The organism is Microbacterium profundi (assembly GCF_000763375.1).
GTDB lineage: Bacteria > Actinomycetota > Actinomycetes > Actinomycetales > Microbacteriaceae > Microbacterium > Microbacterium profundi.
In genome coordinates, this window is record NZ_JPSY01000002.1 from 149,350 (window position 1) to 162,919 (window position 13,570).

Below are 13,570 nucleotides of genomic sequence, written 5' to 3' on the forward strand. Positions count from 1 at the left end.
GCGAATGATGTGCTTTTTACGTCATTCGTGGATAGGGAGTCGTGTCCGCTGCCTTTCGACAGCGGACACGGCCTTGACCTCACTGGTCGCAGATGATCAGCTCCGTGTCATGCACATCCAAGGTGGTGATGTACATGGCCCGATCAGCAGGGCTGAGATTCGCGAACACCGAACCCGGGACGAAGAGCTTCTTGGTCGGGTACTTGTCCACGAACTCGAGCAGCTTGCCGAGTCGCTCGCCCGATGAGCCGGTGCCGGATACGTGTGCGGCGAACAGGTCACCATCTGTCGTCAGCGTGATGCCCTCTCGTTTGGCCCACTCTGCGACGTTGTTCAGCTGTTCATCCCACCGCCGTCCGCCGTACTGCTCAGGAGCGGCCATCGGTATGGTGCCGATTTCCGTGATCCAGAGGAGTGCACCGACCGACGCAGCCTCCCTCTCGTTTGGTGATGTCGTCATATCGCCCTCCTTTCATGAGGTCTGGCTTCCCTCGCGGGCTGCCTATTCAGTTGTGGTTCCTCACCGTGGTGAGGTCTGGAGCCCACTTGGAGCCAGGCGTATTGGTGTGCGCCAATTCCAAGCGGAAGTCAATGTTCTGTTCGGATATGTCGTGAAGATCACAACAACGGGTGCTGCTGGTTGTTCGGCTAGGGCGGTTTCCGTGACCGCGGCTGACGCAGCGCTGAGCGTCGGGCACCACGCCGGCCTGTGGTGAGCGAGTGCATCAGGGCCGCAGCCGCGAGCCCAGGCGGGCTGTCGGTCGCGATGCGCGTGATGGTGACGTTGGTACGCGCCGTCAGCATGACGGGTGGGTTGGCGTTGAGGACAACCGTGTGGATCTGTCCGGGGAACTGCGCCATCTCGTCATACGGCTGCGACGGGTTGGCGTCGGTGAGTTCGAAGTCGGAGAAGATCGTGCAGCGGACGATGCCACCATGAGCCCGGGCTAGTCGGTTGGCTGCGCCCATCGCGGGGGCAAGCGCACTTGAACCGACAACACTCGAGGGGGCGGTCAGCGAGGCCAATACCTGGGCGCGACTCGTCGCACGGTCGAGCCGGTGGGGGTTGTCGAGGCCGATGCTCGGGTAGTCGAAATGCGCGACCGCAACTTGCTGCCGAGAGGAGGTCGTCCACTGTGCCAGCAGCTGCACTGCCCGCCGGGCTTCCGAGTACCGGTTCCCGACTGGGTCGTTGCCGGCGAGGCCGCAGAGTGACCAGGAGTCGTCGAAGATGAGGATGTCCAGGCACGGCTCGACGGGATCGAGGCCGGGCCAGCGCAGTTGTACTTCGGTGCCTGGTGAGGGTTGTGAGCCGAGGGTGCCTCCGTTGCTGAGGCCGGGAGGAAGCAGTAGCGAACTCATGACCGGGTGTCCTCTCGTCGTGGGGTCTGGCCGCCGATACGAGCGGTCGCCGGGCCGTGGCCGGCGTGGCTGGGGTTGCGCCGAAGGATGCCCCACTTCAGCGATCGCACGCGGCGTTCAGCCGCCTCGCCGCGAGCGGAGTGTTCGAGGGTGATGCTCTCTGCTTCGGCCTCCGCCCCAGCAGCTGATCGCAAGGCCGGGTGGCCGCTCAGCGTTAGGTGCTTCTGGGCTGTCTGGTTGTAGTCCGCATCGGCATGGTCGAGGAGATCAGCAACCTCGTCGGCTCCGGCGTAGGAGACGAGGAAGGAACCCCCGGCAACGGCGAGAGCGATGCCGCCGAACACGATGCCCACGAACGGATCGTCAACGGCAGAGCGGAGGGCGGCGATGCCGACCCCGATCATGCTGGCGGTGACGACCGCGAGCATGAGCATTCGGCGAAGCACACCGCCGCTGGGCTCGATGAATAGGTGTGGAAACTCTTGCTGCGCTTGTGACGGATCAGGAACGGCGAGTTGCCGTTGGCGGCGCTGCTCACGGTCGCGGACATCGACGCCGATAAGCCCCGCGGCAATAGTTGCGATAGCCGCACTACTGGCGAGCGCGATGGCGATGGCCGGCAATTCGCCCAGCCAGATTGCGGCTGTGCCGAACCCCGCGACGTCGCCACAGAGCAGTCCCGCTTTACCGGCCTGGTACCAAAGCTTGGCGCCCTTTGCGCGGCGACGGAATGGGGCGAGCACGTTGGTCGTACGCACAGCCCGCTCGCGGGCCGCGTCGACCACTGCTCGGTTCGCGGCGATCAAGGCCTCGGCCTCAGCCGCGGTTGTCCGGAGCTTGGCGGCTTCGATCGCCACTTTGCGGGACGTGTTGTCGGCGGATGCTGACCACAGATGGTGCTGTTCTTCTTGGAGTTCGTCGTACTCGTCCTCGACCCAGAGGTGCCCGATGCCATCGGGGCGGGCAAACACGGTCGCCTGCTCCGCATGCGGGATCGTCACGCGAGACGCAGCATCCTCGGCGTCGTCCGCAACAACCAGCGGGTCCAGCGGCGTGGTGTTCGTCTTAGGAGTTGTCGCCACGGTACTCACCGCCCCTCGGTGGATACGTGGCAGGTGCTCGCGCCGGTGTTCCGGCAGATCTGCTCCCAGAACGCCGTCAAGTTCGCGATCACCGACGACGGCAACTCGCCCGTGCCCTGCTTCCCGATCCCGATGATCGATAGCTCCGCGCCGGAAAGATCGGGCACCTGCTGCTGATCTGCGAGCGCTCGGGCGGCGTCCGCGTTGGGCACCGACGTCGGGTCGATGCCGATATTGAGGGCACCGTCGGTCACCAGCACGTTCGTCAGGGCATGACCCGGGTAGGCGGTGTTCGTCTGCTGGAAGAGTGCCAGCATCCCGAGCGGATCCGAACCATAGCCGGTGACATCCGTGAGCGCTCGGTCATAGTGCTCGGTGATAGTGGCAAGCGTCTGGTCGGCCAGCTTGCCGGCCTTACGGAGCTGGGCGTTCTCGGTCGGCGCATCCACGATCAGGTCGCCGTCGTAGAGCATCATGGTCGCGCCGGTCGAGGAAGCGAACGCGAAGGCCCGGAGATGACCTCCGCAGATGGCGGTACGGCGTACTTCGATGGCGATTGCGTCCAAGGTGCCGGTGTGCACTGAGTCGGACTGGAACGAGCCAGATACGTCAATCGCAGTGGTCGAGGCGATCGACTTCGCGGGACATGAGGCGGCGAGCTGCTGATCTGCCTCGGCCGTGCCATGGGCACCGGCACATGACGCCAGCAGAAGAACCGAGGTGAGGGCAAGGGCCGCACCGAAAGCGGTGCAGCGTACGGTGGAAAGAGTCATTAGAGTGCTCCTGATTCATGTCGCAATGAGTGAGAGAGACGTTCGGGTAGCAGGTAGGGCTTCGTTGGTGCGAAGCGCTTTCCCTTCGGCACGCATCTGTGGATCGCCGTCGCCTGTTCGAGTGGCGCTGGATCGAGAGGTGCTCGGGTGTTCGTGGTCATGGGCTCAGCCTGATCGCGGTCGTTGACAGACGGGGCGCGAGGGCAGTGTCGATGTGGCAGTGCTCTGTCAGCGCCCACTGAAAGGGCTGATGACCGGGGAAGGGGAGAACGCCCGCACCGAAAGAATCGGTGCGGGCCAGAGGCCCATCGTGTATGGACACGTGGAACGCTTTGGAGGTGGAAGGTCAGCACTGACGCGCTCGATACGATGAACTATGTCCGATCTGGGAGTCACCGTTACCGCGAGTCGAACACGTGTGCTTCATGAACTGCGCCTCCTCCTGCACTGGCAGAAACCAGGAGTCCACAAGGTTGGATGGCGCTCACCGAAGGATGTCAGCACGGAAGTCGGCTGCTCTGAGACCAACCAACTCTTTCGGGAGATGAGCGCCGTCGATGACGATTGGACAGATGCTGACACCTGGGACTTGCTACACAGTCGTCTGAAGGGGCTTGCCGAATACGGTCGGGAGCGGGCCGCTCTGCGTCATCTGCTTCGCATCACCCCAGGGCCGGCAAACAAGACAAAGACGGGTCAGACGGAGAAGCGCTGGCGGCAAACTGAGGCATGGAAAGAGCTCGGAGCCGTGCTACCGGAGCAGATCCGCCAGGATCGCGATAACGCAGTGATCGACCGGCTCGCCGGACACCTGCTCGCAGAGATCGAACTAATTGCCCGAGAAACACGCGCAACCCGTAGCGGCGTCTGGCCGGAGCGTGTCCAGCGGGAATTGAGGCGGCGGATGGAGCTGTTGCCCGAGCACTATCCGCAGCATCTGCGTACCTCGTTGCTTGCCCCGCTCCTCGACGCACATCCTGAGCGTCAGGAACGGACCCAGACAGCTGAGTCAGGAGTGCCCGAGTTGCCTCGACTCTGGCGCGATGAGACGGACGACGTCAATGGACTTTTGGAGGCGCCCGGTGCGCGCGTGGTCATCTACGGCCTGCCGGGGACGGGTAAGTCGACCTTGCTCCGTGGCGCGGTGCTTCGGCACATGGAAGTGCACCCAACGGCAGTGTCGCTATTCTTGCCGCTCACTGAACTGGCCGACGAGCTTCCTGAGTATGCGCTGCCCGTGGGGGAACTCGTGGCGGTGATGCTGACGATTGCGGCGCGTACGTATGGGCCTCTCGACGATGCAGCGCGCAGCAAGGTTGCTCGTGCACTCCTCGAACGGCGGGATGCGCTGGTGTGTCTTGATGGCTTCGACGAAGTGCCGGATGGCGCCCCCCGCTCGCGATTGGAGGCAGCATTGGAGGTGCTGGGGATGCTTCCGGGAAGTATCGTGCTGTCAGCGCGGCCATCCTCCCACATCCAGATACGCGGCGCGGCGGGCTCGGACGTCGTCTGGACGGGCCGGATGCGCAGCGAGCGCATCCGGCAGCTGCTCGATCTCTGGTTCCCTGATCCGGATGACGAGCGGAAAGCGCGAACCCTTGACGTGATAGGCAAGGGCATGATCGCCGACATCGCTGACAGCCCCTTGCTCCTTGGATTTGTCGCCTACGTGGCGGGCTTTTCCCGAGACTTCCACACCATCGCGGATCTGTACGACCAGTACATCCCTACGTGTCAGGGTTGAGTGAGTCCACCGGTTTATAGCAAGTCCGCCTCGTGGGGCGAGTTGAAGGATCACCAATCTGATGAGTTTGAGTTCCCCGGTCGCGGTCGTCGCGGCCGATGATGGAGTCGTGAGCGCACCCTCGATCCCGGACGGGCCGACGCGTCGGCGTTCGTTCTCGCCGGGCCAGAAGTTGCAGTACCTGTCCGAGTACGAGGTCGCGTGCGAGACGGGTGAGGGCGCGGGATACCTGCGCCGACATGGCCTGTACTCGTCGCTGATCTCGGAGTGGCGCAAGCAGCGCGACGCGGGTCTGCTGGAGGGCAAGAACCCCGGCGAAGCGGTCGGTCGTCCCAGCGCCGCGCAGGCCGAGAACGCCCGGTTGAAGGCGCAACTGCGGAAGGCCGAGGTGGAGTTGTCGATGACGCGGACGGCGTTGGAGATCATGGGAAAAGCGCACGCGCTCTTGGGGCAGATCTCCGAGAGCGCGGACACCGACCCGCGGCGCGGGAAGCGCTCATGAACACCTACGTCGAACTGGCCGCCGCGGACGTGCCGACCCGGCAGGCGGCAGCCCTGACCGGCGTGGCGCGTGCGACCGCGACCCGCGCCGCCTCCCGCGCACGCCGACCGGACCCCGAGCCGCCGTCGGCTCGTCCTGCCCCAGCGAACAAGCTCTCGAGCGTCGAGCGGTCGCTGGTGCTGTCCACGCTCAACAGTGACGAGTTCGTCGACAAGCCGCCGTTGCAGATCTATCCCATCCTGCTCGAGCGCGGCGAATACGTGGGCTCGGTCTCGACCATGTATCGGGTGCTGCGCGAGCACACGCAGGTACGGGAGCGGCGCCGGCTCGCGACCCATCCGCCGCGGAAGGTGCCGGAGCTGATCGCGACCGCCGTCGGGCAGGTCTATACCTGGGACATCACGAAACTCGCCGGCCCTGTCAAAGGCACGTACTACGACGCGTACGTGATGATCGACATCTTCTCCCGCTACATCGTCGGCGCCATCGTGCACGCCTGCGAGGACGGCCTACTCGCCAAGGAGATGATGACCGACGCGTTCGGGATCCACGGCACCCCCGAGGTCGTGCACTCCGACGGCGGCCCCTCGATGACGTCGAAGACCGTCCGCACCCTGCTCGCCGATCTCGGCGTGACCGCGTCCCGCTCCCGACCGCACGTGTCCAATGACAACCCCTACTCCGAAGCGCTGTTCAAGACGATGAAGTACCTGCCCGTCTTCCCCGACCGGTTCGTCTCCCTCGCCCACGCACGGCAGTTCCTGGACGAATTCGTGCACGCCTACAACCACCACCACCGGCACACCGGCATCGGCATGCACACGCCCGCCGACGTGCACTACGGGCACGCCGACGCCATCGACCGCGACCGAGACGCCACACTCGAGGCCGCCCGCCGCGCCCACCCCGAACGGTTCACGACGCGACAGACGCGACCGAAGATCCTCGACCGAGACCCGGCCGCGTGGATCAACCAGCCACCAACCGACGAGATCCAACTCGCCGCCTAACACCCACCGGCCTCACTCGCCTTGACAAATTCCGCATCGCCTTGACGTTCGAGCGGATCTGGAAAGCATCTGGGGCGCAAGAAGTCGACGATGTTGTGATCAACGACCTTGTCCGCATCGTTACAGACCTCGCTTGGCAGATGGCCGACGGTTCGGGATTTGCCCGAGACGCTGGAGATTCGCGCCGCGGAGCAGGCTGGCGAGAAGTCGCAACCTTGGACGCACTCCTCAATGCGACGAAGAAGAAAGACCGTGACAAAGTCAACCGACTGATTCGCACAGAGGGTCTCTTTACGGTCGCCGATCATGCAGCGAGTCGTCTACATACGTCATATCGCTGGGTCCATCGAACCGTTCAAGAGCATCTCGTTGGGATGCATCTGCGTGCCAGCCTCAGCGCCGATTCCCCGGACGGTCTCGTTGAGGAAGTCGCGTCCCTTCTGGAGCGCGGTGATGACTGGTCGGTGACGATCACCCATCTATACGCAGTCCTTCCTGGTCCGGCGCGCATGGCATTGATGAAATGGTTGGATACTCACGACGATGATCCCAAGCTTTTGTCCGGAACTGCGGGGAAGCTGCTGTCGACGTTGATCGAGCAGTCTGACCTGTACCCCGGGGTCGGAGACTACTTTCTTGAGCGCGACCGGATTGCAGGTGGCTGGCAATCCCGTCTGATACTTGAGCACAGGAAGGCGCGAGTCGAACTCCTCCAGGCAATCATCGACGGGGACGTCATAGACGATTGGCTACCATTGAGCGCCTCGGCGGAGAACTTGGAGATGGCGTACCTGAAGCAACTAATCGCGGCACTGCAGGTGCGTCCAAACCACAATGCCCCACTCCTGGTCGAAGCCTGCATGCTCCTTGCGCGTCACTCAGCTGATGACGGCGCCGAAGCATACGTCGACGCTGTTGAGGCTGGCCTCGTTGGCCTCGCAGATGAATGGGAGGAGGACATCCGAGCGAATGTGGACGCAGCACGCCTCGCGCGCCGGATCGCGAAAACGAGCATGCCGGAGCCGCGCTGGCGACTGGCGCACTTCTTCGCTCGCGCCTTGAAACTGGATCCGGCACCCTTCATCGGAGACGAAGGGCCTCTTACCTCAGCGGAGTTCTACGCTGTCTATTTGGTCGAGAAGCAGTATGGTCCCAGCGCATTCAGACAAGGAAAAGTGCTGGCTGCCGCGATTGCTGGAGAGTACGGGGATGTCCTCGCCTATCTCTGTGCAAAAGGGCTATCAGCGGAGGCGATTAGGGAGACGGTCAACTACCCATGGGCAGTTGTTGGCGCCTGGGAGTATGTGATCATCCACGGCGGCAACGCCACTGACACCGCCCTGATCCGCGAAGAGCCACAGCGTTCTGAGCAGGTGCTGACCCAGTACCGTTCTGAATGGCGAACCGATGCAGAGCGAATGCGACAAACGTACCGGGCAATTGGCGATATCCTCCTTTCTCCAGACACGATCGCAGTGCCCAATGTTGTCGAGCTGTACCGAAGGGTCATCTGCGATCCCGATCGCCGACCACTGGACTATGTGACTGCCCGGGTCGACACGATCGACCTTGAACGAGTAGTCCGTAAGGCTCTCCGGCACCGTGGACTTGAGCTGGTTGTAGTGGAGATCCTCCAGACAGACCCCGCCACTTGGGCAACCGCCGAGGGGCGAATTGACGTCATTGCCGAGTACGCCGAAAGCGTTCGTCGAATGCGCGCTCCGGGGTGGACGGATGCGCAGTATGAAGAAGCGTGGGACGCATTGACCGACTTGTTCCTGCGTGTGGTTGACTGGGGCGCTCGAGCAGGTATGCCGATGATGCCCCTCTTCAACATGTCTATAATCGAGGCCCCACTTGTGCGGGACAGCATCTACGAGCGACTTGACGTGAACACGCTACGCCAACCAGCGAATCTCGCGTGGTTTGACGAGGCCATGGAACTCTTCGACCGTGGTGTCTGGCGCGCGCGTCGACGAGAACTCTTGGCGCCGATCTTCCAGTAGTTTGAACCCACCGTTTCGCTCATGAGCACTATCTGTTCAAGGCTCCGGTCGCCGTATTATTTACAACGCTCGCGAACGGAAGATTGACGCCGTACAGCATCGGCCCATAATCGACCTCGCTCCTCATTGGCATGCGGTGTAGACGAACCCATCCCGGGTTCATCCGCCGCTCCTGATGAGGAGGCTCACCATGAGTGAGAACAACCCCGTCGCCGAACCATCGGCGACATCCAGTCCGGTGCGAACCCTCGCGGTGCGCATCACGGACGACCTGCGGGCGCAGTTGGACGTCATCGCCCAGCTCAACGACCGCAGCGTCACCGAAGAGATCCGGCTCGCGCTGGAGTCCTGGATTCAGACCAGCAAGTCCGATCCCAACGTGCTCCAGCGTGCCGAGACGGTCAGGGCCGAGATCGAACGCGAGGCGAAGACCAAGCAGAGCGCGATCGAGGCCATCTTCGGTGGCACGGGAGCGAAAGCGTCGCGTGCCAAGTCGGGCTCTGCCTGACACCAAGAGCTCCCTCTGAACTGGGGAGCAGAGGGGCGGCTCGTCTGGGGATTGCAGTGCGCAGCCAGCGCGCTCTCCCCGGGCGGCTGCCCTCAAAACCACTTGTCCCTCGTTGCTGCCCCGCGGCTTGTCAGAGAACACCAGAGTTCTCGGCCGCGACAACAGTAAGGAGGTGGGACCGATGGTCACTACTATCGTCATCCCGCATAGCCAGGCCAGCGAGCCACGCGTCGAGGAGTTGGCCAGCATCGGCGACTTCCAAGAAGTCGCGGGTGGCTGGCTCGAGCCGTTCGACATACCGGTACTCGGCATCACGTTCTGGGCAAACGAGGCGGCACCCCGCCAGCACGAGCGTATGAACGGTCGGGCAACGGCACTGTGCTGGTACTACAACGTCCGAAGCGATACGGCAGGTGCCATCGTCGGCGACGTCGTTGTTGCTGGCACGGTCACCCCTGATGGGAGCGCGGAGATCCCGGAGCCGGTGCTTGACGGACTACTGAACCCACACGAGTTCGTTGTGCAGATCAGCCCGCACGACGACGGAGTCTGGCGTGACACCTATGCTCGCTTCGGCAATGTCTACGAGGCAGCGCTCTGGTGCATGCTATTCGCTCACTCCACCGATCCCGGACCCGGCTTCCGCTTTACCGTTCACAAGCCCACGGAGGAATCGCACGGTGCGTGGGGAGGTGGATCATGGTGACCGGGATCATCATCCCAGCGGATGCCGAGCAGCCACTCGAGCAACGCGAGTTCGCGGGGCTTGAGGACTACCGTGCGGCCGTCGGTGGGTGGATTGAAGCGATCGACCTACACGACCTCGGCGTGACCATCTACGTCAACGAAGAAGGGCGTGTACGGCAACTGCTGTTCAACTCCCGAGCCTCGTTCCTGTGGTGGTACCACGTGCCTGCAGCACGCCAGACGGCAGTGCTCGCCGGTAGCGCGGTCGTCGTCGGTCTTCCTGACCTAAATGGCGAGAACACCGATGTACCAGACGCCGTGCGCGGACTACTACTCGCACACACGTCCTACCGCGTCGAGGTTCGAACTACCGGTGACCCGAAGTGGTACGGCAACCAGGCGATCTATCCCGATTACTGGGAGGCGGTCGTCTGGGCGATGGTCACGCTCGAACCGTGGACTTTGGCCGAGGATGTTCGCGTCTTGCCGGTCGAGGACGCCAGCGACACCGGAGGAGCGGCGTAAGCGACTTCGCGTACCTCTCCGCTACGGCGGCGACTGCCCAGCTTTGAGCGCTCCTGAGCGTTCGGCTGGAGCGGTCGCCGCCTTTTCAAATGGTGAAGACGCCCCAGTGGAGAGGTGATGGGCACCATACAAGACTGCACCGGGTAACCCCGCGTTGGTGAAAGGGTTCACGAAAATCCCTGTTCATGCAATAATAAGCGCAGTATTCATCTTCCGGTTCGAGGTCTCTCCCGGAATCGAATCACCCGAAGCGCATCGGCCCGCTGTCCGCGGTCGCCGATACTCTGAGAGAACGCTTTGTGGATAACTGCGCCGACCGCCAGGTTGTGGAGAAAGGAGCACGCATGATCGGTTACCCCTGCCCGAAGGCTTTCGCGATTGCGTCGCTTGTTCTGATGCCAACTTCACGTGCCTCGGCAGTCGGGAGTTTTGTCTCGTGACGACTCCGCTCAGCGACTACCAGGCCAAGTACTTTGCTCACGAGCTTCAACGAAGCTACGCCAACGACCACGTAGGGAAGCTCGCTGGTCTCCTTTTCGACGCGCAGGTCGAGCCCAAGCCGCATCAGATCGATGCGGCTCTCTTCGCGCTACAGACGCCGTTCCTGCCCGGTGTGATTCTCGCGGACGAGGTCGGGCTGGGCAAGACGATCGAGGCGGGGATCGTCATCTCGCAGTACTGGGCGGAGCGGAAGCGCAGCATCCTGATCGTGGCTCCGTCGAGTCTGCGGCAGCAGTGGCAGCAGGAGCTATCTGAGAAATTCTTGATCCCTTCTGCCTTGCTCGACGCGAAGTCCAAAGCGTCGCTACTCTCTCCGTCAGGACTGCGAACCCCACAGATTCTAATCTGCTCGTACGAGTTTGTACTGCGCAACGAGCAGTCGCTGCTGAAAGCGTGGGACCTGGTCATTGCCGATGAAGCACATCGGCTTCGCAACTATTGGAACGGCAAGGCAAAGGTCTCCGAAGCTGTCGCCCATGTGGTGTCTGGTGCATCGAAGACGGTATTCCTGACAGCGACTCCGCTTCAGAACAGGCTGGAAGAGCTGTATGGCCTGGTCTCGGTGTTTAGCCCGGACTACTTCTACTCGCTCGATGCGTTCCGTGAGCGCTACATCAAGAACCGTGATGTCTCGGGTGATGACCTGGCCGAACGGGTCGGGACGATCGCCAAGCGGACCCTGCGCAGAGACGCGGATAAGTACATCCATTTCACCAAGCGACTGCCGCTGACAGTCGAGTTCGACCCGTCACCGGAGGAAGTGCGTCTATACGACCTTGTCAACGAATACCTGCAAAGGGATGAGTTGCTCGCCTTCGCCGGGTCGCAGCGGCATCTGTCGGCGCTGATCATTCGGAAGCGGCTCGGCTCCTCAACGTACGCAGTCTCGAGCACGCTGGAGAACATCGCCAACCGACTGGCCGGCGAGCTTGACGCCGGTCAGAGCCGCGATGCGCGTGGCGGTCTGTTCTTTGACGAGGACCTCACCAGTGACGAGGTTGAGGAAGTCGAGGAGAACCAGGACACGGCGTTCGGGCCGGAGGTCGATGCGGGTGCGGATCCAACACTTCGGCAGCGCATCGAGGCCGAGGTCGCCGAACTCCGGAGCTTTGCAGCGCTGGCACGTTCGATCACGGTCAACCAGAAAGCGGCCAAACTCGGCGACGCCCTGGATCAGGGGTTCGCACGACTTGCAGAGATCGGTGCCCCTCAGAAGGCGATCATCTTCACCGACAGCACCAAGACCCAGGAATACATCGCCCGTCACCTGCGAGACATCGGGCGCGGCGAAGGACTGGTTCTATTCAACGGCTCCAACAATTCACCCGAATCAGCGGCGATCTATCAGAGGTGGCTCGTGGCCAACAAGGACGGCGACCTGATCACGGGTATTCCCGCTGCTGACCGGCGTAAAGCCTTGGTGGACTATTTCCGCACCGAGGGTACGATCATGATCGCCACGGAGGCAGCTGCCGAAGGTATCAACCTGCAGTTCTGCTCGATGGTTGTCAACTACGACCTGCCCTGGAACCCTCAGCGCGTAGAGCAGCGCATCGGCCGTGCGCACCGGTTCGGACAGAAGCACAACGTTGTGGTCGTGAACTTCTCGAACAAGGGCAATATCGCCGAGCAACGCATCCTCGAACTACTGGCGAACAAGTTCCACCTGTTCGAGAGCGTCTTCGGTGCCAGCGACGAAGTGCTGGGAGCAATCGAAGATGGCCTCGACTTCGAGAAGACCATCAGCAACATCCTCACTAGTTGCCGAACCGCCGACGAACTCGACGGCGCGTTCAAGCAACTGGAGGCCGAGTACGCGGGTGAGATATCCAGTGAGATGGCCCGGGCCAAGGCGAAGGTCTTCGACAACCTTGATCCGCACGTGCAAGACCGCCTGAAGGCATATGACACGGAGTCGGGAGAGGTGCTGAACAAGTTCGAGCGCCTGCTCCTCGCAGTTACTCGTCACGGACTGGCCAGCTACGCCACGTTCGAGGGCGACGGACGTCACTTCGTGCTACACAATTCACCTGTCGATGATGCGCCGACTGGCCGTTACTACTTCAAGTCCCAGCCGCTCGACAACGCCCATCAGTATCGCTACGCCAGCCCGCTCGCTCAGCATGTGCTCGAGGAAGCGAAAGAGCGCGCGACGCCGAGCCGCGAACTAGTGTTCAGCCTCGCGCAGTCGGAGCGCGCGAGCGGCGCGGCTAAGGCGCTCGAAGGCCGAAGTGGCGAGCTTACGGTCAACTTGGTCACTTTCAGTATGAAAGCCAAACACGACGACATCTCCGAGTCCTACATGCTCGCCGGCACGCTCACCGACGACGGCGAATGGCTCGACCACGAGTATGTGGCGGACATCCTTGATCTGGCCTGCGTCAGCACCAGCGACGGCTTGATCGAGGTGGACGATGCCAAGTTTGCTCCCTACCTGGACGCGCGCCGGACTGAACTCGAAAAAGAAGTCCAAGGGCGCAACTCTCGTTACTACGACCAACAGGAAGAGCTGCTGTATCGAAACCAGCAGGATCGCAAGGCGGAGCATGAAGGGCAAATCCGCGAGTACCGCGCCAAGGAGAAGGAAGCCCGCAAGCTCGCACGTCAGGCAGACGACCCGATGGAGCAACTTCGCCACAAGAAGGAAGCCCGCCGCTGGGAGCAACGCGCCGAGGACGCCGATGAAGACTTCCGCGACACCCGCAAGAGCTTGCGCGCTGAGGCTGACAAGTTCCTTGACCTCATCGAGCAATCCCTCAAGGGCACGCAGCACACCGAGCAGCTGTTCACGATCCGATGGAGGGTCGCCGCATGAGCAGCACGGCAACGATCGCACACGAAACTACTAACGCAATCACGGAGAACGACAA

At 62.4% G+C, this 13,570-nt stretch carries 11 protein-coding genes; 7 read left to right on the top strand and 4 right to left on the bottom strand.

Features of this window, described 5'->3' with window-relative positions:
- Nucleotides 1-79: 79 nt before the first annotated feature.
- The 4 genes from JF52_RS0111290 to JF52_RS0111305 form a co-directional block, all read right to left on the bottom strand.
- Nucleotides 80-460, bottom strand: coding sequence for a hypothetical protein (locus JF52_RS0111290; RefSeq protein WP_033106692.1), 381 nt, complete (start codon nt 458-460; stop codon nt 80-82).
- A 188-nt stretch (nt 461-648) separates the two neighbouring features.
- Nucleotides 649-1,362, bottom strand: a complete 714-nt coding sequence (locus JF52_RS0111295) for a hypothetical protein (protein WP_033106693.1) — start codon at nt 1,360-1,362, stop codon at nt 649-651.
- Nucleotides 1,359-2,444 (bottom strand): hypothetical protein, encoded by a 1,086-nt coding sequence (locus JF52_RS17480; protein ID WP_160175053.1) that lies wholly within the window; start codon nt 2,442-2,444, stop codon nt 1,359-1,361. Before JF52_RS17480 ends, JF52_RS0111295 begins: the two co-directional genes overlap by 4 nt.
- Nucleotides 2,445-2,449: 5 nt before the next feature.
- The gene (locus tag JF52_RS0111305) at nt 2,450-3,217 is read right to left on the bottom strand and encodes a hypothetical protein (RefSeq protein WP_033106695.1); all 768 of its coding nucleotides are present in this window, start codon (nt 3,215-3,217) and stop codon (nt 2,450-2,452) included.
- A gap of 376 nt (nt 3,218-3,593) precedes the next feature.
- Between JF52_RS0111305 and JF52_RS0111310 the strand changes: the two genes are divergently transcribed.
- The 7 genes from JF52_RS0111310 to JF52_RS0111345 all read left to right on the top strand — a co-directional run bounded on the left by JF52_RS0111310 (nt 3,594) and on the right by JF52_RS0111345 (nt 13,515).
- Complete coding sequence (locus tag JF52_RS0111310) at nt 3,594-4,961, top strand: NACHT domain-containing protein (protein WP_152594878.1); 1,368 nt, start codon at nt 3,594-3,596, stop codon at nt 4,959-4,961.
- A gap of 61 nt (nt 4,962-5,022) precedes the next feature.
- Nucleotides 5,023-6,473 (top strand): IS3 family transposase gene (locus JF52_RS0111320; protein ID WP_223309011.1). Its coding sequence is split into 2 segments (ribosomal slippage): nt 5,023-5,398 and nt 5,398-6,473, totalling 1,452 coding nucleotides; the frame shifts between segments, so codons are not numbered across the junction.
- Nucleotides 6,428-8,479, top strand: coding sequence for an NACHT domain-containing protein (locus JF52_RS0111325; RefSeq protein WP_152594879.1), 2,052 nt, complete (start codon nt 6,428-6,430; stop codon nt 8,477-8,479). Before JF52_RS0111320 ends, JF52_RS0111325 begins: the two co-directional genes overlap by 46 nt.
- A 190-nt stretch (nt 8,480-8,669) precedes the next feature.
- On the top strand, nt 8,670-8,987 hold the full coding sequence (locus JF52_RS0111330; protein WP_033106698.1) for a ribbon-helix-helix domain-containing protein: 318 nt from the start codon (nt 8,670-8,672) through the stop codon (nt 8,985-8,987).
- Between the two features lie 181 nt (nt 8,988-9,168).
- Nucleotides 9,169-9,693, top strand: coding sequence for a DUF3846 domain-containing protein (locus JF52_RS0111335; protein WP_033106699.1), 525 nt, complete (start codon nt 9,169-9,171; stop codon nt 9,691-9,693).
- The gene (locus JF52_RS0111340) at nt 9,687-10,199 is read left to right on the top strand and encodes a DUF3846 domain-containing protein (protein WP_033106700.1); all 513 of its coding nucleotides are present in this window, start codon (nt 9,687-9,689) and stop codon (nt 10,197-10,199) included. The genes JF52_RS0111335 and JF52_RS0111340 overlap by 7 nt, the downstream gene beginning before the upstream one ends.
- 436 nt (nt 10,200-10,635) lie before the next feature.
- The gene (locus tag JF52_RS0111345) at nt 10,636-13,515 is read left to right on the top strand and encodes an SNF2-related protein (protein WP_033106701.1); all 2,880 of its coding nucleotides are present in this window, start codon (nt 10,636-10,638) and stop codon (nt 13,513-13,515) included.
- Nucleotides 13,516-13,570 lie beyond the last annotated feature (55 nt).

What these genes read in the sequence shown, in the direction of transcription:
- JF52_RS0111290 (WP_033106692.1), bottom strand. Translation starts at nt 460, where the DNA reads ATGACGACATCACCAAACGAGAGGGAGGCTGCGTCGGTCGGTGCACTC.
- JF52_RS0111295 (WP_033106693.1), bottom strand. Translation starts at nt 1,362, where the DNA reads ATGAGTTCGCTACTGCTTCCTCCCGGCCTCAGCAACGGAGGCACCCTC.
- JF52_RS0111305 (WP_033106695.1), bottom strand. Translation starts at nt 3,217, where the DNA reads ATGACTCTTTCCACCGTACGCTGCACCGCTTTCGGTGCGGCCCTTGCC.
- JF52_RS0111310 (WP_152594878.1), top strand. Translation starts at nt 3,594, where the DNA reads ATGTCCGATCTGGGAGTCACCGTTACCGCGAGTCGAACACGTGTGCTT.
- JF52_RS0111330 (WP_033106698.1), top strand. Translation starts at nt 8,670, where the DNA reads ATGAGTGAGAACAACCCCGTCGCCGAACCATCGGCGACATCCAGTCCG.
- JF52_RS0111335 (WP_033106699.1), top strand. Translation starts at nt 9,169, where the DNA reads ATGGTCACTACTATCGTCATCCCGCATAGCCAGGCCAGCGAGCCACGC.
- JF52_RS0111340 (WP_033106700.1), top strand. Translation starts at nt 9,687, where the DNA reads ATGGTGACCGGGATCATCATCCCAGCGGATGCCGAGCAGCCACTCGAG.